We start from the raw sequence: 25,080 nt of genomic DNA on the forward strand, positions 1-25,080 counted from the left end.
CGATCATGAGCTCCGGCGAGCCTATTTGCCGATGCAGAACCGCGAGAACACGCGGTCCAGCACCGCCTCCGTGAGCTCCTCACCGGTGATCTGCCCCAGGGCCCGGATGGCGTCCCGAAGATCGATCGTCCAGAAATCCCAGGGCAGCTGCTGCTCCGCCACCTCGCGGCTGCGGGCCAGAGACGCGGCAGCCGCAGCGGCCAGATCCCGCTGACGCTCATTGAGAGCCAGCAACATGCCACCGGTGTCGGCAGCACCGCAGGCCCCCAGCAAGGCCTGGATCAGCTGCTCCTCCCCATCGCCGTGCAGCGCCGAGACGCTCACCTCCGCAGGCTCCTGACAGGGCCCTTGCTGCAGGTCGGCCTTGTTGGCCACGATCAGGCGCGGCACTCCAGCGGGAATCCTGGCCAGCAGAGCGGCATCAGCGGGGGTCCAGCCGATCGAACCGTCGATGATCAGCAGCACCAGGTCCGCCGTGGCGAGAGCCTGTTCACTGCGGGCGATCCCCATCTGTTCGACCACATCCTGCGTGGCACGGATGCCGGCGGTGTCGAGCAGGGTGATCGGCACACCGTCCAGAACGATCTCGCTCTCCAGCAGGTCGCGTGTGGTGCCGGGCAGTTCCGTCACGATGGCGCGCTCCCGCCGGCTGAGCCGGTTCAGCAGAGAGCTCTTGCCGACATTGGGGCGACCCACCAGGGCCACCCGCAGGCCGCTCCGCACGGAGTCGCTCCGCACCCCGTCCGCCACCAGGGCGAGGAGCTCCTGGCGCACCGCCTGCAGCTCCAGCAGCAGGGCCTCACCATCCAGCGGCGGCAGATCCTCCTCGAAATCCACCCGTGCCTCCAGCTCCGTGAGCTGGTCCAGCAACCGCTCCCGGAGTGCCGTGATCCGCTGCTGAATGCCTCCATCCAGCCCGGCCATGGCCAGATCCGCAGCCCGACGGCTGCGGGCCGCCACCAGTTCACTGATCGCTTCAGCCTGGGTGAGATCGAGGCGGCCATTCAGAACCGCCCGCTGGCTGAATTCACCCGGCAACGCCCGACGCACTCCGGGCTGGGCCAACACGCGCTCCAGCACCTGCTGCACGGCGATGACGCCGCCGTGGCAGTGAATCTCCACCACGTCTTCGCCGGTGAAGCTGCGGGGGCCACGCATGAGCAGCAACAGCACCTCATCGAGGCGCCTGGATCGGCCTGCATCCAGCACGTGTCCATACAGGATCCGATGGCTCTTCCAGTCCTGCCGGCCGGGACAGACCACCACGGCCCGTCCGATCGCCTCAGCATCAGGCCCGGAGAGGCGGATCACCGCGATTCCCCCCTGCCCCGGGGCCACCGCTGTGGCCACCGCAGCGATGGTATCTGTCGGGTTCAGAGAGATCGGCTGCAACGGGGAATCCCATTCCTAGGATCCGCCCCATCCGCAGCGACACCCCCGATTCCATGCTCCAGGGCACCGTCGAGCGACTGCAGCGGGGCCTCCAGTGGATCTGGGCACAGAAGGGCAGTCCTGCCTGCCGTGCCCGGGGGCTGGCCGCGGGGGTGTTCTGCGGTTGCTTCCCCTTCTTCGGGCTGCAGATGATCCTCAGCGTTGGGGCGGCCGCCATGGTCCGCGGCAATCCACTGCTGGCTGCGGCCGGAACGTTGGTGAGCAACCCCCTCACCTACGTTCCGCTCTACTGGTTCAACTATCTGGTGGGCCGCCGGGTGCTCGGACCCGGCTCGGCGGATACCGAAGTGGGCGACATCACCCGCAGCACCCTCTGGGCTCAGGGCTGGGATTTCACCAACCGCATCCTGCTGGGATCAGTTGTGGTGGGAGCCGTTCTGGCCCTGCTTCTGGGACTGCTGGCCTACGGATTGTTCCGACGCCGTGAGGCGATGGCCGAGGTCGGACGCTCCCTGAACTGACAGGTCTGACTGGACTGACGCAGCAGCTACCCGACTCCGGTGCGAGCGATGTCGATCACATCCGCCATCGAGCGGATCTGATTCATCGTGTGGGTGAGCTGATCGGAACCGCTGAGTTCCACCCGCAGATCGATACGGGCCGGACGACCCTTGGCGGTCTTGACCCTGGCGTCGCTGACATTGATCGCCCCGTCGGAGAGACGCATCAGGATGTCCTTGAGAATGCCGACACGGTCGATCACCTCGATCCGCAGCTGCGCCGGGAAGCGATGCTGCCCCGTGCTGGCCTCGGAGTTCCAACGGACGGGCAGACGTCGTTCCGTGGGGATCGTCTCCACGTTGGCGCAACTCTGCCGGTGAACCGTGATGCCGTGGTTGCCGAGAGCGACCGTGCCGACGATGGCTTCTCCCGGCAGCGGGCTGCAGCAACCACCCAGGCGGTAATCCAGCCCCTCGATCCCGAGAATGGCCCCATCACCGACCCCGCGGCGCTCCCTGTCCGCGCTGGCAGCCCGCTGAGGCACGAGAGCCCGCGCCAATTCCTCATCAGCGGCGGGAGGCACCTCACGTTCGGCCAGCAGCCGGATCTCCTCGCGCAGACGGTTGAGCACCTGATGCAGGGTGACGGCTCCGAATCCCAGTGAGGCCAGCAGGTCAGCGGTGGAGGGCACATTGCAGCGCTGAGCCACGCGGGCCATCGCTTCACCACTCAGCAGCACCTCGAAGCCGTCACGACCCAGCTCCCGTTCCAGCAGCTGCTTGCCGCGCTCGATCGTCTCGTCACGGTGGCTGCGCTTGTACCACTGTCTGATGCGATTGCGCGCTGTGGGTGTGGCGACGAAATTCAGCCAGTCCAGGCTTGGGTGAGCGGTCTTGCTGGTAAGGATCTGGACGAAATCACCGTTATTCAGCGATGTCGCCAGCGGACACAACCGATCGTTGATGCGCGCCCCGTGGCAGTGGTCCCCCACTTCGGAGTGAATGCGGTAAGCGAAGTCCACGGCCGTGGACCCCTTGCGCAGGCCCACCACATCACCCTTGGGTGTGAACACGAAGACCTCCTCATCAAAAAGGTCCTCCTTGATCGATGCGAGGTAGTCGTTGTGGTCGTCACTGCCGCCCTCCTGCTGCCAGTCCACCAGCTGCCGCAGCCAGTTGAAGCGCTCGGCATCACTGCTGCTGCTCGCCGGTGACCCCCCCTCTTTGTACTTCCAGTGAGCGGCGATGCCGAATTCCGCCACGCGATGCATCTCGATGGTGCGGATCTGCACCTCGATCGGCCGGTGGCGACCGATCACGGCCGTGTGCAGGGACTGGTAGCCGTTCGGCTTGGGGAGACCGATGTAGTCCTTGAAACGACCGGGAATCGGTCGGAAGCTGTCGTGCACCACCGCCAGAGCGCGGTAGCAGGCCTCGACACTGGGCGTGATGATCCGAAGAGCCGCCACGTCATAGATCTCGTGGAAAGCCTTCTGGTGGCGCTGCATCTTGCTCCAGATGCCGTAGAGGTGCTTCGGACGTCCGCTGACCTCACATCCTGAAAGGCCCGCCTGACCGAGGCGGTCATTCAGCAGCGACACCGTGACCGCCAGACGCTCCTCGCGCTCGCTGCGCTTGCTGGCCACCTCATGCTGAATCTCCCGGAAGGCCTCGGGCTCCAGCAGCTTGAAGGCGAGGTCCTCCAGTTCCCATTTGAAGCGGCCGATGCCGAGCCTGTTCGCCAGAGGCGCATAGATCTCCCGGGTTTCGCGGGCGATGCGCTGCTGCTTCTCGGACTTGAGCGCACCGAGGGTGCGCATGTTGTGGAGACGATCGGCCAGCTTCACGAGCACCACTCGAATGTCGCTGGCCATCGCCAGGAACATCTTCCGCAGGTTCTCCGCCTGGGCTTCGGTTCGATTGTTGAAGTGAATGCCGCCGAGCTTGGTCACCCCCTCCACGAGCTCACGCACCTCAGCGCCGAAGTGCTGCTGGATCTGATCCGGCGTGACGTCGGTGTCCTCCACCACGTCGTGCAGGAAGCCGGCGGCGATGACACTGGCGCTGGCTCCGATGTCCCTGAGCAGATCCGCCACCGCCACCGGGTGAACGATGTAGGGATCGCCACTGGCGCGGAACTGGCCCTCGTGAAGCTGGAATCCGAAATCAAAGGCCGAGACCAGCAGGGCCTCTGGATCCGTGGGGCAGCTCTGGCCGATTCCGGGGGGAACGTTGCTGATGCACTGACGCAGCCACTCCGGCAGCGGGATGGCGTAGTCGTCCGGATTGCGGATCGCATGTCGCCGCAATTCAGGAAGGCCGCAGGAGACCGGAACGGGACCGGCATCGGTCCGGGGCACATCCGGTGTTGAAGCGGCGTCGAGCATCCGACCCGGCGGGTCAATCCATGGTATTCAGTGCTGGGGTCTTCGTCTCTGCTCCCCCTGCCCTGTCCATGTCCCGGCCGGTTCTGGAGCTCGAGCAGCTGCGACTGCGCTACCCAGGCAACGATCACTGGACGTTGAACGGACTCGATCTGACCCTCGAGGCCGGCGAGACTCTGGCCCTGGTTGGATCCTCAGGCTGCGGCAAGAGCACGGTGGCGCGTGCGGTGCTGCAGCTACTGCCACCGGGGAGTCGCTGCGAAGGGCGGCTTCAGCTCACAGGCAGCGACCCGAGAGAACTGGATCGGGCGGCTCTCCGTCATCTGCGTGGTCAGGCCGCCGGACTGGTGTTTCAGGACCCGATGACCCGCCTCAATCCCCTGATGCCGATCGGAAGCCATCTGATCGACACCCTGCAGGCGCACCGACCGGAGAGTTCCGCCCGCTGGCGCCGACAGCGCGCCGCAGAACTGCTGGAGCGGGTGGGAATCGGCACTGGGCGGATCCGGGCCTATCCCCACGAACTCAGCGGCGGCATGCGGCAACGTCTGGCCATTGCCCTGGCGATCGCCCTGGAACCGCCACTGCTGATCGCAGACGAACCCACCACAAGCCTCGATGTGGCCGTTGCCGGTCAGGTGATGGCGGAACTGAGCGGTCTCTGCAAGGAGCTCGGCAGTGCCCTGCTTCTGATCAGTCACGATCTGGCGATGGCGGCCCGCTGGTGTGAGCGGATGGCGATGCTCGATGGGGGCCGCAAGGTGGACGATGGCCCGAGCCGGCAGCTGCTCCGCGAGCCGCGATCGGATGTCGGTCAGCGCCTCGTCGCCTCGGCTCGGGCCAGAGAGGGGGGACGCTCCCCGAAGCGACCGGATCGGGAAACGGTTCTGCAGGTCGAGGAGATGCGCTGCTGGCATGCCATCGGAGGCATGCCCTGGGCACCGGTCTGGCTGAAGGCAGTGGAAGGGGTGAGCTTCAACCTGCGGGCCGGCGAGACGCTGGGAGTGGTCGGTGCCTCCGGCTGCGGCAAGAGCACCCTTTGCCGCGCCCTGATGGGCCTGAACAGCATCCGCGGCGGGCGAGTCGATCTGCTCGGACAAGACCTGCTGAAACTGCGCGGCGAGAAGCTGCGCAGCGCCCGGCGGGCACTTCAGATGGTCTTCCAGGATCCACTGGCCTGTCTGAATCCAGCCCTGCCGGTGGTCGATGCGATTGCAGACCCCCTGCTGATCCATGGGATTGCAACGAAGGCCTCAGCGCGGGAACGGGCCCGCGGCCTGCTGGAGCGGGTCGGACTCAGCCCGGTGGAGCAGTTCCAGCACCGCCTGCCCCGACAGCTATCGGGCGGCCAGCAGCAGCGGGTGGCGATTGCCCGCGCCCTTGCCCTTGAGCCCAAGGTGGTCATCTGCGATGAGAGCGTCAGCATGCTGGATGCGGAAGTGCAGGCCGAGGTGCTCAGCCTGCTGCGGGACCTGCAGCACCAGCTGGGCCTGGCGATGATCTTCGTGACCCACGACCTCGCCGTCGCCAGCGGCTTCTGTCATCGCGTGATCGTTCTCGACAAGGGGCGGATCGTTGAGGAGGGCCCCGGCGATCGACTGTTCGAAGCTCCTCAGGCCCCGATCAGTCGCCTGCTCGTCGAGGCCTGCCCCCGGCTTCCGCGCTAAAGGGATCTTCAGGCAACGCGGGGAAGATCCACAACGATCAGACGGCGGCGGATTGGCAGGGGAACGATCTCGTTGCGGATCGAACGCATCAACGAGGCCAGCCAGACCCTGCGGCAGCAGACACGGATGACCATCGATCAGCAGAGTGCGTAACGCCACCATCCAAGGCGCGGCCAAGGGAATGTCCAGTCTCTGTGACAGCTGAGGGTCGGATTCTCAACCGGTTCGTCGGCGCAGCACCGCGAGCAGTTTCTCCATCACCGGGGGCAAAGGGGCCTCGAACATCATCCGGTCGCCTGAGATGGGGTGGTCCAGTCCCAGCTGCACAGCATGCAGAGCCTGGCCTGGCAGGTCGATCGGCAGCTTGCGGCAGCGGCTGTAGCTGGGATCTCCCACCACCGGATGGTTCATGTGGGCGCAGTGCACCCGGATCTGATGCGTCCGACCGGTATCGAGCTTGAAACGCAACAGGGAGTAGTCGCCGAGCCGTTCCAGCAAGCTCCAGTGGGTGCAGGCATACCGGCCGGACTCACTGCTCACCACCGCATATTTCTTGCGGTCCGCCGGATGCCGCCCGATCGCACCAACAATCGTGCCGCTGTCCCCGTCAGGGACACCGTGAACCACGGCCAGATATTCCCTGGAAGCGATCCGCTTCTGGATCTGAAGCTGCAACCGCACCAGCGCCTCCTGGGATTTGGCGATGACGATGCAGCCGGTGGTGTCCTTGTCCAGTCGGTGCACGATTCCCGGGCGCAGCTTGCCGCTGATCCCAGGCAGATCAGGGCAGTGGTGCAGCAGGCCATTCACCAAGGTGCCGTCTTTGTTGCCCGGCGCCGGATGCACCGTCAGCCCTGCCGGCTTGTTGAGCACGATCAGATGGTCGTCCTCAAACAGCACATCCAGATCCATCGGCTCCGGCTTGAGATACGGCAGCGGCTCCGGTGGCGGCATCCATAACTGCACCTCGTCCCCCTGACGCAGGGGTGTTTTGGCCTTGCCGGTCTTGCCGTTGACGCGCACATACCCCGCGTCGATGAACTTCTGAATTCGAGCCCGGCTCTGCTCAGTGCGCTGGCTGACCAGCCAACGGTCCAACCGCATCGGCAGTGGTTTGGGGTACATGAGCGACAGCAGCTCTCCCTCTCCTTCGCCAAAGCGGTCCGTGAACGTCTCCTCCGGCAACGGGGCACGTTTCCACTGCGGACTCATGCCGGCAGCTCCAGGGCAATGCTGCCGAGGGCCGACCTGCGGAAATCATCCAACAGCCGCTGGGCCATGCGCGCGGTTTCCCCGGATGTGTGACGGGCCGCTGCAGCATCCAGCCAAAGGGCTGGGTCCGCCGTTTCACCGCTCAGGGGAATGCCGTAACGATCCTGCAGCAGTGGAATCCTCACCCCAGCCGCAGCCATCGATTCCACATCGAGCAACATTTGTAGAAAGGCCTGAGCCACCAGTTCACCGTCGTAGGCGGCCTGGCCGATGTCGTCGCACAAGGCGAGCCGCAGGGCCGCCTGCTGGTCATCGAGTCGGGGAGGCAAAACCCCTGGCGCATCAAGCAGATCCAAGTCCTGCCCCAGGCGGACCCAGCGCAACGTTCGCGTCACCCCGGCCCGCCGGGCACTGGCCACCACCTTCTGCCGCACCAGACGATTGATCAGGGCGGACTTGCCCACGTTGGGAAACCCCAGCGTGAGGGCCCGCACTGGCCGCGGCCGCATACCCCGGCCACGGCGGCGTTCGTTGAGCTGGTCGCCGGCACGGATCGCCGCCTGCTGCACCTGCTTCACGCCGGTCCCGGCCTTGGCATCACACCAAACCGTCCGCTGACCCTGGGCCTTGAACCAGGCCTCCCAGGCCTCCTTGGCAGCGGCGGTGACCATGTCGCGCCGGTTGATCACCAGAAGGTGCTGCTTGCCCTTCAACCAACGGTTGAGGTGGGGGTGGCCCGTGGCAAGAGGAATGCGGGCATCGCGCACCTCGATCACCAGATCCACCTTGTCGAGATGGCGTTTGAGCTGCTGCTCCGCCTTGGCGATGTGGCCCGGATACCACTGGATGGCAGGTGTGCTCACGGCACCACCAACACGGGGCATGGAGCGAGCTGGATCACCCGGGCCGCCGTGCTCTCACCGTCACTGCTGAGATTCACACCTCGGGTGCCCATCACGATCACATCCACATTCATCTCGTCCGCCACATCACAGATGACAAAAGCCGGTTTGCCCTGCCGCTCCACCACCTCACAGGGGACTCCCGCCTGCTCCACCTGCTCACGGGTCTGCTGAAGAAGCTGTGCCACCACCCCATGGTCCTGCATCCCGGGCCGCTCCGCCTCCACCACAGACAGCAGCACCAGTCGACTGCTGTGACTGCGAGCCAGCTCGAGAGCCTTGGCGGCGATTTCCAGAGCCTGACGGCTGCGATCGATGGGAAACAGGACAGTCTCGAACATGGCTCCTCCCTGATCAAGGAACACGGGGTTAATCTCCTCCCGATTTCTTACCGCACAACACAACCCCATGGCGAAGCGTTCCCTGGCCAGCCTCAATGCCGGAGACCTGAGCGGCAAACGCGTCCTCGTGCGGGTTGATTTCAATGTGCCCCTGAATGACGCCGGTGCCATCACCGACGACACCCGCATCCGCGCAGCGCTGCCCACGATCAATGACCTGACCGGCAAGGGCGCCAAGGTGATCCTCTCCGCCCACTTCGGACGCCCCAAGGGTCAGGTGAACGACGCCATGCGCCTCACCCCTGTGGCCGCCCGCCTGAGCGAGCTGCTGGGCAAGCCCGTGATCAAAACCGACAGCTGCATCGGCCCCGACGCCGAGGCCAAGGTGGCGGCCATGGCGGACGGAGACGTGGTGCTGCTTGAGAACGTGCGCTTCTTCGCCGAGGAAGAGAAGAACGAAGCCGGCTTCGCCGAGAAACTCGCCGGCCTGGCCGAGGTGTACGTGAACGATGCCTTCGGTGCCGCCCACCGCGCCCACGCATCCACCGAGGGTGTGACCAAGTTCCTCAAGCCCGCCGTGGCCGGCTTCCTGATGGAGAAGGAGCTTCAGTACCTCCAGGGCGCTGTCGATGAACCCAAACGTCCCCTCGCTGCCATCGTCGGCGGTTCCAAGGTGAGCTCCAAGATCGGCGTTCTCGAGGCCCTGATCGACAAGTGCGACAAGGTGCTGATCGGCGGCGGCATGATCTTCACCTTCTACAAGGCCCGCGGCCTCTCGGTGGGCAAGAGCCTGGTGGAAGAAGACAAGCTGGAGCTGGCCAAGGAGCTGGAAGCCAAGGCCAAGGCCAAGGGCGTCGAACTGCTGCTGCCCACGGATGTGGTGCTGGCCGACAACTTCGCCCCCGATGCCAACAGCCAGGTGGCCGATGTGACCGCCATCCCCGACGGCTGGATGGGTCTGGACATCGGTCCGGATGCGGTGAAAGTGTTCCAGGCCGCCCTGGGGGATTGTCAGACCGTGATCTGGAACGGCCCCATGGGCGTGTTCGAATTCGAGAAATTCGCCACTGGCACTAACGCCATCGCCACCACCCTGGCTGAGCTGAGCGGCAAGGGCTGCTGCACGATCATCGGCGGCGGTGACTCCGTTGCAGCCGTTGAGAAGGCCGGGCTCGCCGACAAGATGTCTCACATCTCCACCGGTGGCGGCGCCAGCCTCGAGCTGCTGGAAGGCAAGGTGCTGCCTGGCGTTGCTGCCCTGAACGAAGCCTGATCTCTGATCCGATTGCTCTCAAAGCGACCGTCGGCCCGCCCCTTCTCCGGGGGCGGGCTTTTTGCTGGCCGGAACCTCAGGAGGGGTTGTACCAGATGGGACTGGAGTAGGCCCGCTCCTGACTGGTGTATGGGGCGTTGTCTGGCATCTCGTCGTAGAGGTCGAAGTTCTTGCGGTCGTAGGCCAGCCAGGTGGGCGTCGGGATTTCCAAGACCCGCACGTAGTAGAAGGCCTTCTGGCTGGGATCAAAAGAGGGGTCGGTCCAGTGGGCCGTGAGGTTGGTGGCGCCGATGCTGTTGGTGTAGGTCGCCTCTCGAACATTCACGCTGGTGCCAACGGACGGAACCTTGCCGTCAGCGCCGCGGGTGCGCTTGTCGGCATCACTCCAGGAGACGTCAAACACCTGCTCGTGGGTCTTGCCGGCGTCATCCAGCCAACCTTTGACGATCTGAATGCGATCGAGATTGGCGCCATCAGGATCCTTGCGGGCCTGCACCAGCAACGACGGAACCTGGCCATCGGCGGCCGCCATCAGATCACCACCCATGGGAACCCCTTTGGCGCAGGCGGCCGACGCCCAGTCCGCACCTTTGATCTCATCACCGCTGTAGTCGTAGCCGCCGTAGACCCGCACGATCAGGCGGGTGCCGCTGGTGCCGAACACCTCTTTGCGGGCCATGGCATCCCAGAGGGCGGTCCGGGTGTTCCCGGACGCCCAGACCCCTGCCAGGCCGGATGCCCCCAGCTGCAGGGCGGTGAGGTCGAGGGAGGCATCCTTCGAAGACTTGATCAGGACGTCTTTCCAGCGCTCCGGAATGGGCTCAAGGGCCGGTGACTTGCCCCACCAGTTGTCCTCCGCGGTGGAGGGCAGCGAGGAGTGGGAATCCGTTGAGCCGACCATCCCGAACTTGAACGGGTTCACCCCAAGCTCCTGCTCGAGCCTCAGGCCGCGGCGCAGGGCAGCACGGGCATATTCGTAGGGATACATCTCCGGCGTTGTGGGCTTGATGCCGCCGAGATTGGAATTATCGACAATGTTGAAGTTGGCAAACTCATCTTCCGGCGAAAGCAGCGGATGGGTTTCGCCGGTGCCCTTGGCCTGCGTGATCTCCGCAAGAGGCTCGAATCGCTGGCGCATCCGCGCATAGTCCGCATCGATCAGAACACCGGTCTTCTGGTGCTGCGGCAGAAACATCGTGCCGCTGGAGAGGTTGCCGTTGTGGGGGATGGCCAATACACGCCCACCGGTCTGTTTCTCGTAGGCCGCCATGAAGGCCCAGAGATCCTCAGCGTCTTCTGAATCGAAGGCGGAGAACGGAAGGATTTTGTCCGTCAGGGTTTTGTCATCCCGGAAAATCACGACACGGTGGAGGTTGCCGCCGCCGGGTTGGCTGGTCCATTCGTAGCCGATCAGGCTGGTGAAGGTGCCGGGGTCGTTGTAGCGCTCGGCCACCGTGTTGTTCATCTCCCAGACGTTGGTCATGTAGGCGTCGTTGGAGATCAGGGCCTCAGATCCCTTGGCCATCCACTGGACAAGCAAATAGAAGGCTTCCCGGCCCTTGCCCGCCTTGAGCAGGTCGTGGAGTTCCTGACCCAGCGACGACTTGAGCAGTTCAGGGTTGGAGGTCTCGAGGCCCTGGGCGAGACCAAGGTTCTCGGAATGGTCGGCCACCACCAGGAAATCAAGCGGGCGCTTCAGAGCCGCCTTCTGGCCGGTGTTGCTGGTGACGGTCTCGCCGCGGGCAAAGCGATAGGCCTCGTCCAAGCCAAGCTTGGTGCCGGCCAGACCGGCATCGGGCGACAGGGCCGTGTGCAGGTGGGTGTCACCGAAATAGGCGCGGTTGCCGCTCATGCACTGGGCCTCCGGACCGGTGCGTGCCGCTGCCGAGGCCTTGCTGCCGAGCGCCGCCCCAGGATCATTGCCGCAGGCGGTCAGTCCGGGGAGCAAGGCGATGACGCCTGACAGCAAAACACCAGGAAGACGTTGCATCAGCAGCACCGAAGCCAGATATCAATTCAGCTTCGAAATCGAAAGGGCACAGTGACAACCGAAACGGGATCAAGCAGACAAAATCTCAACCGATTTGGACGAATCAAAGGGTTTGATCGATGAGCTGTGCCAGCTGTGCCGGCTCCAAGCAGCACCCCAGGTGATCGAGTCAGCTCAAATCCACTTCGATCACACGGTTTCTGGCTACCGGTGGTCTGCCTAGGTTGCCGATATCGGCCGAAGCGCTTGCGCGACAACTCCCATGAGCACTGCGATCATCATCGAAGACGGCTCGTCGCTGAGCGCTGAGCAACTGGCGGCGAAATATCTGTTCAGCGATGACGGCGTCATCTACGTCTCGTTCGATGAGACGATCAGCGCCACCTCCACCAAACGCAGCTGGTGGGACTACGTGCTGGCTTACACGGATTCCCTGATCGAACCGGAGTTCGCGGTTGTTCCGCTGGGTCACGCGAAGACCCAGGTGATCATCCAGGAAGCGCCGAGATCTGACCCCGACACGCCGCGGACCACCCTGGATGGCGAGAGTTCGGGCATCTACCGCTCCTCATGGCTGACCTACGACGACGGCAGGCTCGAGCGCGGTGATCCGCAGGATTACACGATCGAGATTGCCGCCGATGCTCACCACGAATCCTCATCCTTCGCGGGATCGAGTGAGGCGGGTTGGACCGGCGTCGCCTTTCACGAACTGGGCCATGCTCTCGGACTTGAGCACCCCCATGAATCCGGTGATGGGGATGTCGATGCGGCGATCGATACCAATGGAACGGTGATGTCGTACGTCGATGCCATCGACTCCGACGGCAATCCCGCGTTCACACCCCTCGATATTCAGGCCCTCCAGCAGCTGCACGGTCACGAAACAGGAGCCCGCTCCACCCCCATCGAGGGCGTGAGTCTGCTGGGCGATTCCGGAAACCATGACTTGAACCGCACCTGGAAAACTCCCTCCCTGAGCGTTCAGTTCGAAGGCGGCAGCACCATCCAGGAACCCACGTCCGGAACGTCAACAGCCCGCCTGGTGTTCACCCGCTACGACGGCGATCTCTCAGAGGCCGCCTCAGTGCTGATCGACTTCGATCGCCATGAGGATCTCAACTGGTATGGCAAGGATGGCGATCACCAGGATTTCTTCCATGATGTCCTGCTGGACAACGCTGTTTTTGAAACCGGCCTGCGCGCCGAATTCGCCGCGGGACAGCGCACGGTCTCCATCGAAATCGACATCGTTGCCAACGCCGACGCAGAAGCTGACGAATGGCTGGACATCACAGCCCGGGCCAGCCGCGATCCGGATTACTTCCAGCAGGCCCCGAACGAGCCGCTGCGCCTCACCGTCACCGAAACTGCCGTTAGCCGATCCTCTCTGGTGATCGATGCGGCCCGGACCACGCTCAGTGAAGGCGATGAAGCCTTTCTGATCGCGGTCAGCGACAAGGCGGATGCAGGCAAAACTCTCTACTGGAGCGCCAGTGGAGACGGCCTGACCAGCGATGACCTCGTCAGCGGTCAGCTCCAGGGCTCGGGAACCATTGACGACGACGGAGTCTTCGTCTGGTCCCAGTCGATCTCCAGGGACGGTGTCGCCGAAGACCAGGAGACGATGAATGTGGCGTTCTTCCGTGATGCAGCGCGGACAACCCAGCTCGGCTCCGCCACTGCTCTACAGATCACGGCATCCGAAGCAACCCCGACCCTGATCAGCTCACGCTTCACGCGAACCGGTGGCCAGGACATTCAGGTTGGCAGCCACTCCGGTCTTCCAGTTCAGCTCGCCAACCCAGGCAGCATCCGCAATCTGAGTGTGACGGTGCGCCATGACCCGGCAGCTCTTCTGCTCGACGCCTCCAACCCCGTCAGCCTGGACCCCACGCTGGAGGAGGCTGGCTGGAGCATCAACGCCAGCCACGCCGACACCAGCACCCATCAGCTCACGGTGAACCTCAACGGAACCAGCGACCTCCCGGTGGATCCCGTCACCAATCAGGCGACCCTGCTGCAGCTCAAGGCAACGGTGAACAGCGACGCCTCCACCGGCAGCACATCGGTGCTCTCAGTCAGCGGCCAGGTGGATGCGGACAACACCCTGACCGGATCCACCAGCACCCAGCTGGTGGGACTGTTGGGGGACAACGATGGGGATGGGAAACACTCCGTGTCCGACGCGATCACAACACTTCGGCACATCGTTGGGCTGGAGCACGATCTCGCTGCCTTCCCGGGTGTCGAGCCACGACTGGTGATGGATGTCAATGAAGATGGCTCCGTCGGCGTGTCGGATGCGATCACGATTCTCCGCAAGCTTGTCGGCCTTTCGGATGATCAGCGGCTCCAGTCGCCAGCACTCGCCTGAAACACCATCGCTGGCCTTGGATGATCGCAATCCATTTCAACGTTTCCGACGCATCTCCAGAGGAGGCAGGCCGACCCGACGCCGAACAGGATTGATCTCTGCCAGATACTCGGAACGAAGCTGCTGACGGGCACGATTCTTGTCCTGCCGGCAGATCCTGGAAGCATCAGCATCTGCAGCCCGGTTGATGCAGCGCTGCTCACTCCGCAGAATTCCGACCCGACGGTCGAAGTTGCTCTGCTTCCAGGATCGCCTGGCTCTGAACAGCTCGTCGCGCTGCGCAGCGGAAAGACCGTTGTCGCGGCGCATCGCCACGTCCGTTCCATCGTCGTAGATGTACTGGGCTGATGCCGGAAGCATCGGCTCAGCGATGGTGAGGACGATCAGGCCAAGGGGAGCCAGGGTCGGCAGGCGCATGGGGAACCGCAGATCAATGGTTGGCAATGTGGCTGGATCACCCGGCGAAGATCTGAATGAACTCAGAGCAAGGCATGACCAGATCTGACCTGCGCGTTGGGATGGTGGGCCTGGGAGCGATCGGCCTGCCCATGGCGGTGAACCTGCGACGGGCCGGATTGGGCTTGAAGGTGCACACCCGCAGCAGAACTGCGGAACAGCATCCGGATCTGGAGGGCAGTCAGGCCTGCAGCTCCGCGGAAGAGGCGAGCAGGGATGTAGACGTGCTGATCCTCTGCGTCAGTGACGATGCTGCCGTGGACTCCGTTCTCTTCGGTCGCCAGGGAGCCGCTGCATCACTCCCGAACGGAAGCGTGGTGCTCGACTGTTCCACCATCGCTCCCTCCACAGCCGTGGCCGCCGCAGAGCGACTGAGACGACAGGGCGTGAGTTATATCGATGCCCCTGTGACGGGCGGCACCGAGGGAGCTCGGGCCGGCACCCTCACGGTGCTGGCCGGCGGAGACGCTGAGGCCCTGGAACGGGTGCGGCCTCTGCTGGAGGTGATCGGTGGAACGGTTCATCACTTCGGAGCGGTGGGACGCGGACAGCAGGTGAAGGCTGTGAACCAGGTGCTGGTGGCAGGCAGCTATGCAGCCGTCGCCGAAGCGATGGCCCTGGGGACACGGCTCGGTCTGCCGATGCAGGAGGTGGTGGCGGCACTGAGCAGTGGAGCGGCGGGATCCTGGGCCCTACGCAATCGCGCCGACGGGATGCTCGCAGGGCGTTACCCCCTGGGATTCCGCCTGTCCCTGCATCACAAGGATCTCGGCATCGCCCTCAAGGAAGCAGACAGCGTTCAGCTGACACTGCCCATCAGCAATCTGGTCCAACAGCAGGAGGCCGAACTGATCGGCCGCGGGCATGGGGACGAGGACGTCTCCGCCCTGCATCGCCTTTTTGACACGATATCGTGACGCAAACGCAACGATATCGTTACTTTAGTGATCCAACTCTTGTTTGGAGCTGACGACGCGAACCCGTTTGCTCATGGTCACGACCCCGTCAGGATGCACCAGCATCGCTGCCCAGAACTGGGATCCAGGTGTCTGCGGCGCCTGAACGGTCTTGAACAGACCGCCACCACCCATCGGCTCAAGACGCAGACTGGGACGTGCCTGCTCCGCCACCTCCTGGGGAGTCAGCGGAATCAGCCCTCCGGCCACGATGGCCTGACCCAGGGGTTGTTCGAAAATCACATCAACGTCGTAGCGGCTGCCGGTGAGCACTGCATCGGGGATCTCGAGCGACACCGGCAGTGGCTGATCGCCACTGCGCAGCAGCGACTGTTCCTCCAGCAGCTGCTGGTCGAGGATCCGCCCGCCTTCGATGCTCAGAGCAAGACGCTGGCTGGCTTCCAGCCGGTAGCGAAGCCCATCGGCTTCTCCCACCCCATTGACCGTGACCTCGAAGGTCGGGCGTCCGTCCTTGAGGGAGTCCGCAGGGCGGACACTCCAGCGGGCTTCAGGAAACTCCTTGCTGAATCTCGCGTAACGACGCTCCAGAACCGACGACTCATCACCGGCGACCAGGGCGGCCAGATCGGCTGAATTGCCGCCGTTCAATACCTGCTCCAGACGGGGACCGAATCCATCTGCAGCCCGAGCCCCCTCAACGAACAACGCGACCATCGTTCCGCTGAGGATGGAGAAGACCGCTGCCCGAATCAGTGAACGCACCAGTCGGAACCATTCAGTGGGCCTAAGTTAAGTCGCGCATGGGGGGACGTCTGCCGTCATGACCCGGCTTTTGATCGCCGCCAGCGGCACGGGGGGGCATCTCTTCCCTGCGATTGCCGTGGCGGAAGCCCTGCCGGACAGCTGGCAGGTGCGGTGGCTGGGAGTGCCCGACCGGCTCGAAACGCAGCTGGTCCCGGAGAGCATTCCCCTGACAACGGTTCGCGCAGGCGGGCTTCAGGGTCGCGGTCTCAACAAGCTCATTCAACTAATCCGTCTGATCGGCGCCATCGGTACGGTCCGGCGACTGATCCGACGGGAGCGAATCGAGGTTGTGTTCACCACCGGCGGCTACATCGCAGCTCCGGCGATCGTGGCCGCGCGCTGGTGCGGTGTTCCGGCCGTTCTCCATGAAGCCAACGCGATCCCGGGACGCGTGACACGACTGATGGGCCGGTTCTGCCGTGCGGTGGCCGTGGGACTCCCCGTGGCGTCGGATCGCATTCCCGGCCATCGCCCGCTGCTCACAGGCATGCCTGTGAGAACTGCGTTTCTGGAGAGCCAGCCGCTACCGGACTGGGTGCCGATCAGCGACGGCCCTCTGCTGGTGGTGATCGGTGGCAGCCAGGGAGCGGTTGGGCTCAACCGCATGGTCCGCGCTGTGGTCCCGGAGCTGCTGGAGCAGGGATGCCGGATCGTGCATCTCACCGGTCGAAACGACCCTGAAGTCGGACAACTTCAGCATCCGAACCTGGTGGAACTCCCCTTCAGTGATGAGATCCCCGGCCTGTTGCAGCATGCCGATCTGGCAGTCAGCCGAGCGGGTGCAGGCAGCCTCAGTGAGCTGGCCATCTGCAGAACCCCCTCGATCCTGGTTCCATTTCCCCAGGCTGCCGATCGCCATCAGGAGGCGAATGCGGCCTGCGCCGCTCGCACCGGCGGTGCCGTGATCGTGCACCAGCATGCCCCCGAGGCAACGGCACTGCGGGACACCATCCTCAGGCTGCTCGGAACGGATACGGAGCTGCTGCAGGAGATGCGAACGGGTATGGAGAAACTGGCCGTACAGGACGCCGATCAGCGATTGGTGGACCTGCTCAGCAGCCTTGTGGACTGAACCCGACGCAAAGCCTCGACGATCCGACGGTTGCGTCTCCGCGTCTGCAGACCGATGCGCAGCCAACGTTCGCCCAGGCCACGGAATGAACCGCAATCCCGCAGCAGGATGCGATGACGCTCTTCCAGCTCCTGCCGCATCCTCACCAGGGAGTGATCGCCATGAATCAGCAGGTAGTTCGCTGCGGAGGGAAGGGCGGAGACACCATCCAGATGGCTGAGCTGCTCCTGCATCCAGGCCCCCTCGCTGGCCGTCCAGCGCTGGACCTTGGCGCACCAGCTGCGGTATCGCGCCGGATCCGAGAGCAACCTCTCCCCGACGACAGCCGCCACACCGTTGAGGGGCCAGGGATCACGCCAGCCCGCCCAGCGCTGCAGCCGTTCAGGGCGCGTGAGGACATACCCAAGACGCAGCCCAGCGATCCCGAACAGCTTGGTGAGACTTCTGACCACCACAAGGTTGTCGTGATCAGCCAGAAGCGGAATCAGCGACTGGCGCTCACCCGCCGGCACCAGTGGCAGGAAGGCCTCGTCGCAGATCACCAGAGAGAACCGCTGCAGCAGCGGTTCGAGCGAGGCGCGACTCCACAGCTGACCCGTTGGGTTGTGCGGATTGCAGATCCAGAGCACGGCCGCCTCCGCCGGTGATGGAAAACGTTGTGGGAAGTTCGCTGACCAGTGCAGCGGCAGGCTCTGCTCGCGCCAGTCGGCATTCCAGCAACGCAGGGCGCGCCCGTAATCAGCGAAGCCTGGCGCCGGGAGAAGATTGACACCGGCGGCGGCGGCTTCCCGTGCCACCCAGGTGAACAGCTCAGCAGCACCGTTGCCCGGCAGCACCAGATCCGGATCAAGCCCGTGACAAGTCGCGATCGCCTGTCGCAGAGCGGCGTGGCTGCGATCGGGATAGTCGCGGATCGCACCGAGCGGCAACCGGCCCAGCCACGGAGTCCAGGGCACAAGAGAGGCACTGGCATCGAGCAGCTCGGAGGGACGACAGCCCAGCTGCGCCGCCAGAGCCACCCGGTTTCCGCCATGGCGCAGGTCGACGCCCATCCCGACCCTCGATAGAACGCAGGGACGTGACCCCCTCACTCCATCCCACCATGCCGCTTCGAGGCTGCCTGCTCTCGATCCTGCTGCTGGGGGCTCCCGTTGCAGCGCAACCCACGGCTCCTGGGGATCTGATCCGGGTACTGCAGCAACGTCATTGCCCGGATTGCCGGCTGGCTGATGCGGATCTGGTGCATGCGGATCTGCGTGATGCGCAACTGGCCGGCGCCAGGCTGCAGCGGGCCAACCTCGGTGAGGCACGCCTGGATGGCGCCGATCTCAGCGGCAGCGATCTGAGCTTCACAAGCCTGAGGGGGGCCTCACTACGTGGTGCGGATCTGCGTGGCAGCCGTTTGTACGGAACCGACCTGAGAGATGCAGACCTCAGCGGCGCCCGCCTGGATGTCGGCGCCCTGGATCAAAGCCACTGGCAGGGAGCACAGGGCATCGTTCGCGGCATCCGCAGCCACGCTTACCTGCACAATGCGGGCGTTGACGCTGCCCTCTCAGGTCGCTGGATGGAGGCGGAGCAGTTGTTCAGCGCCGCCATCCTGCAGGATCCGCAGGAGGCGTTGAGCTGGGTGGCGCGGGGGCTCAGCCGCGGAGAGCAGGGCAAGCCAGATCTGGCCGGGCGCGACCTTGCGCACGCCGGAGTGCTTTTTGAGCAGCAGGGTGATCCGATCAAAGCCGATCAGCTGAAGCGGGCCAGCAGCCGCGTTCAGGAGCCCGCCGCTGCAGCCACCCCGGCTGGCAACGGACTGGGATCGGCACTGCTGGGGAGCATGCTGTCGACCGTTCAGACCCTGGCCCCGATCGCCCTGAAGGCTCTGATGCCGATCCTTCCCTGATCGGACTCAGGGGCGTGACTGCACCAGTTGACGGCTTGCGGAGGTGCCTGCTCGGTAGCCGTAACCGAAGCTGCCGCCCTGATCGTCATCGAGGATCCTGGGCGTGACGATGATCACCAGTTCATCCTTGACGCGCGAGGAGGCCGACTGTCGGAACAGCTGTCCGATCAGCGGGATGTCGCCGAGGATCGGCCACTTCTGCACCTGCTGACGGTCCTGTTCGTTGATCACACCGGTGAGGATCAGGGATTGCCCATCCCGCAGGCGCACCCGGCCGGATCTGAGCTTTCGGGCCTGGATGTTGAAAATCGCGACGCCCTGCTGCGTGCCTGCGGGAATCGGAACGGAGATCTCCGGATCAAGCGTCAGCGTCACAAAGCCGTTGTCATCGATTTTCTGAACCGACACGTCAACGGTCAGTCCTGCGTTCTCACGCGTGTTCTGAAACTGCGTCGAACCGTTGGCGGTTTCCGTGGCATCCACACCCGTGATCACGCTCTGACCGGTCTCCACCTGCGCCTGCTCGCCTTCCTGCACGATCAGAGTCGGCTCGGCCAGTGTTTTGGCGCTGGAGGACGTGATCAGTGATTCGACGTAGGCGTAGAACGAATCCTGTGGCTGCTGGAAACGGGACGGATCCTGACCATCGACGTAGATGGGCCGGCCCTTGCTGTCCAGCACAGGCTTGAGTGCCGGAGCCGCCGCCGGATCGGTCGAGGGGACGTAGATCGGGCGACCGAATTGATCGAGACGGGGAACCAGCTCCGTTTCTCCCTCGGCATTGACCACCACCTGCTGCGCCTCAACGAACGGCGGATCAAAGACCTGCTGCTCCGCCACTCCGGCCGTCCCGGCTGCGTAGGTCCCCGGCTCCACGGGCCCGCCCTCCTGAATCAGGCCGGTGCCGGATCGGCTTCCCGGCCGGTATCGGCCGAAATTCATATGGGCCTTACCGCTCTCACTGACCACGTACTTGTCACCCATGCGCGCTGAGAAGGAAGCGTCGATGGTTTTGTCGTTGGTGAGCGAGACGCTGAGAATCTGCACATTCACTGCCACCTGGCGGTTCCGCAGATCAAGCTGCCGCAGATAGGACTCGGCGATGTTGATCAGGCCGGGATCTCCCACCAGCGTCACAGTGTTCAATCGCGAATTGGTCACGCCGCTGAGACCTACCAGAGGCCCGGTGGCGCTCCCGTAGGTCTCGGTCTCAGTGACCTGGTTGGTGGTTTGAGAGGCGGCGTTGCTGATCTGAGTGGCCCCCGCCGTTGCCGCTTCCCCAGTGGTGATCTGAATGGTCTTCACATGGGTCATCGAGGCGCCCATGCTGGCCAGGTACTGGGCGGCGCCCTCCACGTCGACCTGATTGAGCCGAAACACCTTGGACATCTGAGGCCCAAAGGTCTTGGCAGCCACTGACGTCCCCACCAACAGCGTGCGGCCATCCATCTTTCCCTGCAGTCCGGACGCCAGCAGCACACTGTTCAGAGCCCGGTCAAATCGCTCGTTCCGGAAGGCCATGCTCACCGGCGTGCCACTGGCGTTTTCACCATTGCCACCGGCACCGTCTCCGACGAAGACGAACCCGTACCCCCCCAGCCTCGCCAACGACATCAGTGCGTCCTTGGCAGGTGCATTGTTGAGGGTGAGCGAAACCGAAGGCCCACTCACCTGCACGAAGCTGCGGTTGTTGATCAGCATCGTGCCAACGGCCATATCGCCCAGAGGAGGTGCCACGGCCCGGGGGCGCATCGGAGGCACGAAGCCAGGCTGGGCCACACGACCGGGGCGGGTCAGATCCAGACGGCCGCTCAACTGCTCCGGACGCTGGGGGGAAAGGCCCGTGAAACTGATGATCAGATCGTCTCCGGACGCTCTGATCTGCGGAGCGGATAGAACCTGACCGGGATTTGCCTCCACCCGAAGCGTCGTCGCGGAACCGTCCGAACGCAGCTGGACCATGGCCAGTCCCAGAGACTGCATCGACAGCTTCTGAGCCGACCCGACAGCTCCAGCTCCCTCCCCGAGGGTCAGCACACCCTGCCAGCTGCTCGCCTGTTGACGCTGCTGACGCACCCGTGCGCCGGGACCGGCCCCGGAGATGATCACATCAAGACGTCCGTCGCGCTGCAGCAGCTTCAGCTCAGGCTGAACCGTCCCACGGGCCTGGGAGGCAGGACTGGCATTGGGCAGAGCGCTGACGCCTGTCAGCGTCACGCCGAGCATGACCGCCAGGGGCAGCCATCTCCGGGATCCGTTGAAAAGCACGCCTGGACGGAACTCCGGAGGGTGGTGTCTGCGCGGATGGTATCGATGGCACCGGCAGGCCACCAGCCTCAAGCCGGAGGTGGTGTCGAAGTCTGCTGATCGGCTTCAGCAGCAGGCTTCTCAGACTCCGACGATGGTTGGCGGTCATAGAAACTCAGCCGCAGGCCGAGGCTGATCTCCCCGTCGTCACGACTCTCCAGGGCAAGATCACTGCTCTCCACCAGCACCTGCAGCATTTCCATGCGTTGCAGGAACCTCTGCAGCCCGTCGTAGGGCCCGAGCACCCGCAGGGCGATCGATGTTTTGGTGTAGCCCAGAGCCAGCAGCGGATCACCGGACGGCTTGGCTGCCTTCTCCCCCTGGCCGGCCTGTGGGGGAGGAGATGCTGCCTGCGAGGCCATGGGCTCATAGAGCTGGATGACCACGCCCGAGCCCGCCGCCTCGCGATTGAGCAGGGCCAGGAAGGTACGGATGCGATCACGTCCTGCGATCAGATCCACCAGCAGACCCTGCTGAAGCTGGGCACGACGCAGGGCCAGGGATGCCCCATCGAGCTCCCCCTCCAGATTGGGCAGCCGACGCTGGAGGGCCTGAAGATCCCCGACCCGCGTCTCCAGTTCTCCCACCCGCTGACGGGCGGGTTGCACCAGCAGCACCAGCACCGCGATGGAAATGAGGACACCGGCGACAGCAGGGATACCGACCAGCAGGTGATCGCGACGAAGGAACGGACGGCGGGCTGCGGGGTTGAGATTGGTCACAGCGCCAGCCCGCGATCGCGCAGAAGGGCATATCGGCGTGCCAGTCCGTCGGCACCGAGAGCACGAAGATCCTCCGCAGAGGTGCGCACCGCGGGATCGATAGCCACCTTCAAATTGAACGAGGTGAGCCCGTCCTCTTCTGCGGTCGCCTTCTGAACGACCGCACCATCGCTCAGCACCGCGGACAGAGCCTCCAGATTCAGGGCCAGCGCATTGATGCGTTCGTAGGCGCCGGTCCCCCCTGTACTTCGGGCCACGCCGCTGATGCTGATCTCAGACGGCTGGACACGCACCGTCTTCAACTGAACATCAGCAGGGGTGACCCGTTGCAGCTGCGCCAGGAAGGCTGAACCGGAGCGCACCGACACCAGCTGATCGACGATGCGACGTGTGTCCGCCTCAAGGGTTGTTCGTTGCTGCGTCAGCTGCACCATGCGCGCCTGAGCGCGCTGCACGCGCTGCTCCACGAACGCGAGAGTGTCGACCTGCTGCTGGAGCGCCTGTTCCCTGGCCGAGAGCAGCTGATGCACAGCAAGGCTGGTTAGCACCACCACCACCCCCAGACCACCCCCGAGCAGCAGCAGCCCGCGGGCGGGACGCAGCGGAGGAGGCGATGCCGGCAGACCGAGAGCGAGACGATGCTCACGCAGCAGATCGGGGCGGAGGGATTCGCTCATCAGGCCCGTTCCCCAGGCAGTGCTGAAAGGACCAACTCCACCACAGGATCGAGCTCGGAGGAGTCCAGGGGATCCCAGGCCACCGGAGCTCCTGGGATCTCGTGATCCAGCCGGGTGTCACCCCTGGCCTGAACGCAGCGACCAGCCCATCCATCCCGCTCCTTCGCCGGAAGCGAGAGCCACCAGCCCAGCGGCGCAGCAGGGTTGATCTGCTGCCAGGCATCGACCACCTGCACCAGCTGCTCCCAGGCTGCAAGGGGGTCGTCGACGTCCAAGGACACGCAGCGATCCAGTTCGGGCACGCCGGCGCGGATCAGCACAAGCCGCAGACCGCGACAGCTGTGCACCAGCCAGGCAACATCACCGGTCCAATCAGGACAGAACCGGTTCAGGGCGCGCAAACCCGCACTGAGACACCAGTCCATCCGCCGCAGAGGCAGATCCGCCATCTCAACCACCTCGATCCAGGCCTGCACGGTCGGACGCGCCGCTCCCAGCGCCAGAACAGCATCAGCACAGGGGGAGAGCGCCAGCACCGTGGCATCGGGATCGATCGACCACGTCAGTTCGGACAACAACTGGGACCGGTCCTCGGCCTGCTCCAGTCGACTCAGACTGGCCCCTTCGAGCACGCGCCAGTCGCAGGACGCCTCCGGCAACACCAGCAGAATCTCCGCGCCCAGGACGTCTGACTCAAACAGCAGATCGGCCAGCAGTTCCCCCATGGCTTCCCGCAGCAGGGGAACACCATCACGGCAGCTGTCCGGGGCCCAGTGGCCCAGTCGCCAGAACCAGGTCTGCCTGCGCTGCCAGCAGACCACCAAATGCTGATCGTTGACCACCGCCAGCACGGGCTGAGCCTTCAACAGACGCTGCACGGACATCGTGAAGGCCTGCAGCTGCGGAATCTCAGCGAAGGAGAGCAGGGCCAAAGGTGGCGCACCACTGGGGGCAGAGTATCGGCTGTTCAGCGGCTGAACAGGTGTCAGCCACTCTCCGGCACGTCCTCACCCCGCCAGGCCAGACCGCTGCCCACCGCTTCGCTGACAGTGCGCAGGCCATGACGATCGAGCTGTTGCTGAAACCCTTCCAGGATGCGCGGCACCAGATCTGGACCCTGAAAAATCCATCCGGTGTACAGCTGGATCAGGGAGGCTCCAGCCGTGATCCGCTCCCAGGCGGACTCAGGAGAGTCGATGCCACCCACGCCGATCAGCGGGAGAGCGGGACCGGCTCCGGCACGCAGACGGCGGATCACCTCGATGGCGCGCTGCCGCAGAGGGACACCACTGAGACCGCCCGGCTCCTCCGCCAGGGTCCGCCCGGTCTGCACGAGGCGTCGGCGCTCGAGGCCAAGACGGTCGAGGCTCGTGTTGACCGCGATCACCCCTGCCAACCCCTCCTCGAAAGCGAGTCGGGCGATTCCGTCGATCGACTCATCCTCGAGGTCAGGCGCGATCTTCACCAGCAGGGGCGGGCAACCTGCCAGACGACGCAACCGCTCCACCAGCCGGCGCAACTGCGTGGTGTCCTGAAGATCACGCAGCCCGGGAGTGTTGGGAGAGCTGACATTGATCACCGCGTAATCGGCCAGGGGAGCCAGCAGCTCGAGGGATGAGGCGTAGTCGTCGGGCGCCAGATCCAGGGGTGTGATCTTCGATTTTCCGAAATTGATGCCGAGAACGGCAGGACGCTGTCCCCGGGCCGGCAGAACCTGCCGGTTCAGGGTCCGGAGCAGAGCCTCAGCACCGTCGTTGTTGAAGCCCATGCGATTGAGCGCAGCCTGCTCCTCTGCCAGGCGGAACAGACGCGGCCGCGGATTTCCAGGCTGTCCGTGCCAGGTCACCGTGCCCACTTCAGCAAAGCCGAACCCGAACTGGTCCCAGATGCCGGCAGCCACTCCGTTCTTGTCGAAACCGGCCGCAAGGCCGACCGGATTGACGAAGCGGCAGCCGAACAACACCTGTTCGAGGCGCAGATCCCGGCGCTGCAGATCCATGGCCAGACCAGCCAGAACCGTGGAGACTCCAGGCCAGCGCCGCCGCAGACTCGCCTGAGCGAGAGCAGCCAGGGCCATCCTGGACAGCTGCTCGGCATCCATCCCTTCATCCCGGGCCAGCATCGGAGCCAGCCAGCGCCGATAGAAGGCGCCGCTGGTGATCGATCCTGCTGACGGTGATGGAGCCATTC

General features: G+C 64.5%; 22 protein-coding genes. 7 read left to right on the plus strand and 15 right to left on the minus strand.

Annotation, left to right across the window (positions count from 1 at the left end; genetic code table 11):
* Positions 1-21: 21 nt before the first annotated feature.
* The gene (gene mnmE / locus SynA15127_RS12410; RefSeq protein WP_186485735.1) at positions 22-1,377 is read right to left on the minus strand and encodes a tRNA uridine-5-carboxymethylaminomethyl(34) synthesis GTPase MnmE; all 1,356 of its coding nucleotides are present in this window, start codon (positions 1,375-1,377) and stop codon (positions 22-24) included.
* A 68-nt stretch (positions 1,378-1,445) separates the two neighbouring features.
* On the opposite strand from mnmE, the gene SynA15127_RS12415 reads away from it, so the two are divergent.
* Positions 1,446-1,913 carry a DUF2062 domain-containing protein gene (locus SynA15127_RS12415; protein WP_186484352.1) on the plus strand — a complete coding sequence of 156 codons (468 nt, stop codon included), beginning with the start codon at positions 1,446-1,448 and terminating at the stop codon, positions 1,911-1,913.
* 26 nt (positions 1,914-1,939) lie between these two features.
* Here SynA15127_RS12415 and SynA15127_RS12420 read toward each other — a convergent pair whose 3' ends face one another.
* On the minus strand, positions 1,940-4,279 hold the full coding sequence (locus SynA15127_RS12420) for a bifunctional (p)ppGpp synthetase/guanosine-3',5'-bis(diphosphate) 3'-pyrophosphohydrolase (protein ID WP_186484353.1): 2,340 nt from the start codon (positions 4,277-4,279) through the stop codon (positions 1,940-1,942).
* A gap of 20 nt (positions 4,280-4,299) precedes the next feature.
* Between SynA15127_RS12420 and SynA15127_RS12425 the strand changes: the two genes are divergently transcribed.
* A complete protein-coding gene (locus SynA15127_RS12425) occupies positions 4,300-5,943 on the plus strand; it encodes an ABC transporter ATP-binding protein (protein WP_186484354.1) in 1,644 nt (547 codons plus the stop codon).
* Positions 5,944-5,951: 8 nt separating this feature from the next.
* On the opposite strand, the gene SynA15127_RS13600 is transcribed toward SynA15127_RS12425, so the two are convergent.
* The 4 genes from SynA15127_RS13600 to SynA15127_RS12440 form a co-directional block, all read right to left on the minus strand.
* Positions 5,952-6,077, minus strand: coding sequence for a hypothetical protein (locus tag SynA15127_RS13600; RefSeq protein ID WP_255475506.1), 126 nt, complete (start codon positions 6,075-6,077; stop codon positions 5,952-5,954).
* Between the two features lie 82 nt (positions 6,078-6,159).
* Entirely contained in the window at positions 6,160-7,155 is a 996-nt protein-coding gene (locus SynA15127_RS12430) for an RluA family pseudouridine synthase (RefSeq protein ID WP_186484355.1), read from the minus strand.
* The gene (gene ylqF / locus SynA15127_RS12435) at positions 7,152-8,018 is read right to left on the minus strand and encodes a ribosome biogenesis GTPase YlqF (protein WP_186485736.1); all 867 of its coding nucleotides are present in this window, start codon (positions 8,016-8,018) and stop codon (positions 7,152-7,154) included. The genes SynA15127_RS12430 and ylqF overlap by 4 nt, the downstream gene beginning before the upstream one ends.
* Positions 8,015-8,398 carry a universal stress protein gene (locus tag SynA15127_RS12440; protein WP_186484356.1) on the minus strand — a complete coding sequence of 128 codons (384 nt, stop codon included), beginning with the start codon at positions 8,396-8,398 and terminating at the stop codon, positions 8,015-8,017. The genes ylqF and SynA15127_RS12440 overlap by 4 nt, the downstream gene beginning before the upstream one ends.
* A gap of 67 nt (positions 8,399-8,465) precedes the next feature.
* On the opposite strand from SynA15127_RS12440, the gene pgk reads away from it, so the two are divergent.
* Complete coding sequence (gene pgk, locus SynA15127_RS12445; RefSeq protein ID WP_186484357.1) at positions 8,466-9,671, plus strand: phosphoglycerate kinase; 1,206 nt, start codon at positions 8,466-8,468, stop codon at positions 9,669-9,671.
* Between the two features lie 76 nt (positions 9,672-9,747).
* Here the strand turns inward: pgk and SynA15127_RS12450 are convergent, their stop codons facing one another.
* On the minus strand, positions 9,748-11,661 hold the full coding sequence (locus SynA15127_RS12450; RefSeq protein ID WP_186484358.1) for a DUF3604 domain-containing protein: 1,914 nt from the start codon (positions 11,659-11,661) through the stop codon (positions 9,748-9,750).
* Between the two features lie 262 nt (positions 11,662-11,923).
* Between SynA15127_RS12450 and SynA15127_RS12455 the strand changes: the two genes are divergently transcribed.
* Positions 11,924-14,038: a hypothetical protein gene (locus SynA15127_RS12455; protein WP_186484359.1), complete on the plus strand. Its 2,115-nt coding sequence runs from the start codon at positions 11,924-11,926 to the stop codon at positions 14,036-14,038.
* A gap of 36 nt (positions 14,039-14,074) precedes the next feature.
* Here the strand turns inward: SynA15127_RS12455 and SynA15127_RS12460 are convergent, their stop codons facing one another.
* A complete protein-coding gene (locus tag SynA15127_RS12460) occupies positions 14,075-14,455 on the minus strand; it encodes a hypothetical protein (RefSeq protein WP_186484360.1) in 381 nt (126 codons plus the stop codon).
* 74 nt (positions 14,456-14,529) lie between these two features.
* Between SynA15127_RS12460 and SynA15127_RS12465 the strand changes: the two genes are divergently transcribed.
* The gene (locus tag SynA15127_RS12465; RefSeq protein WP_186484361.1) at positions 14,530-15,411 is read left to right on the plus strand and encodes an NAD(P)-dependent oxidoreductase; all 882 of its coding nucleotides are present in this window, start codon (positions 14,530-14,532) and stop codon (positions 15,409-15,411) included.
* Between the two features lie 24 nt (positions 15,412-15,435).
* Here SynA15127_RS12465 and SynA15127_RS12470 read toward each other — a convergent pair whose 3' ends face one another.
* A complete protein-coding gene (locus SynA15127_RS12470; protein ID WP_186484362.1) occupies positions 15,436-16,173 on the minus strand; it encodes a hypothetical protein in 738 nt (245 codons plus the stop codon).
* 58 nt (positions 16,174-16,231) lie between these two features.
* On the opposite strand from SynA15127_RS12470, the gene murG reads away from it, so the two are divergent.
* Positions 16,232-17,287, plus strand: coding sequence for an undecaprenyldiphospho-muramoylpentapeptide beta-N-acetylglucosaminyltransferase (murG, locus tag SynA15127_RS12475; protein WP_186484363.1), 1,056 nt, complete (start codon positions 16,232-16,234; stop codon positions 17,285-17,287).
* Here murG and SynA15127_RS12480 read toward each other — a convergent pair.
* Positions 17,248-18,339: a threonine-phosphate decarboxylase gene (locus tag SynA15127_RS12480; RefSeq protein WP_186484364.1), complete on the minus strand. Its 1,092-nt coding sequence runs from the start codon at positions 18,337-18,339 to the stop codon at positions 17,248-17,250. The two genes, murG and SynA15127_RS12480, sit on opposite strands and share 40 nt — an antisense overlap.
* A gap of 26 nt (positions 18,340-18,365) precedes the next feature.
* Between SynA15127_RS12480 and SynA15127_RS12485 the strand changes: the two genes are divergently transcribed.
* Entirely contained in the window at positions 18,366-19,184 is an 819-nt protein-coding gene (locus SynA15127_RS12485; RefSeq protein ID WP_370594001.1) for a pentapeptide repeat-containing protein, read from the plus strand.
* Between the two features lie 6 nt (positions 19,185-19,190).
* Here the strand turns inward: SynA15127_RS12485 and SynA15127_RS12490 are convergent, their stop codons facing one another.
* The 5 genes from SynA15127_RS12490 to SynA15127_RS12510 all read right to left on the minus strand — a co-directional run bounded on the left by SynA15127_RS12490 (position 19,191) and on the right by SynA15127_RS12510 (position 25,078).
* Positions 19,191-21,410: a general secretion pathway protein GspD gene (locus SynA15127_RS12490; protein ID WP_255475507.1), complete on the minus strand. Its 2,220-nt coding sequence runs from the start codon at positions 21,408-21,410 to the stop codon at positions 19,191-19,193.
* A 110-nt stretch (positions 21,411-21,520) separates the two neighbouring features.
* Positions 21,521-22,213, minus strand: coding sequence for a hypothetical protein (locus tag SynA15127_RS12495; protein ID WP_186484365.1), 693 nt, complete (start codon positions 22,211-22,213; stop codon positions 21,521-21,523).
* Complete coding sequence (locus tag SynA15127_RS12500) at positions 22,210-22,890, minus strand: PilN domain-containing protein (RefSeq protein WP_186484366.1); 681 nt, start codon at positions 22,888-22,890, stop codon at positions 22,210-22,212. The genes SynA15127_RS12495 and SynA15127_RS12500 overlap by 4 nt, the downstream gene beginning before the upstream one ends.
* A complete protein-coding gene (locus SynA15127_RS12505) occupies positions 22,890-23,822 on the minus strand; it encodes a hypothetical protein (RefSeq protein WP_186484367.1) in 933 nt (310 codons plus the stop codon). Before SynA15127_RS12505 ends, SynA15127_RS12500 begins: the two co-directional genes overlap by 1 nt.
* Positions 23,823-23,875: 53 nt before the next feature.
* On the minus strand, positions 23,876-25,078 hold the full coding sequence (locus tag SynA15127_RS12510) for a quinone-dependent dihydroorotate dehydrogenase (RefSeq protein ID WP_186484368.1): 1,203 nt from the start codon (positions 25,076-25,078) through the stop codon (positions 23,876-23,878).
* Between the last annotated feature and the right edge of the window lie 2 nt (positions 25,079-25,080).

It is taken from the genome of Synechococcus sp. A15-127 (assembly GCF_014280215.1).
GTDB lineage: Bacteria > Cyanobacteriota > Cyanobacteriia > PCC-6307 > Cyanobiaceae > Parasynechococcus.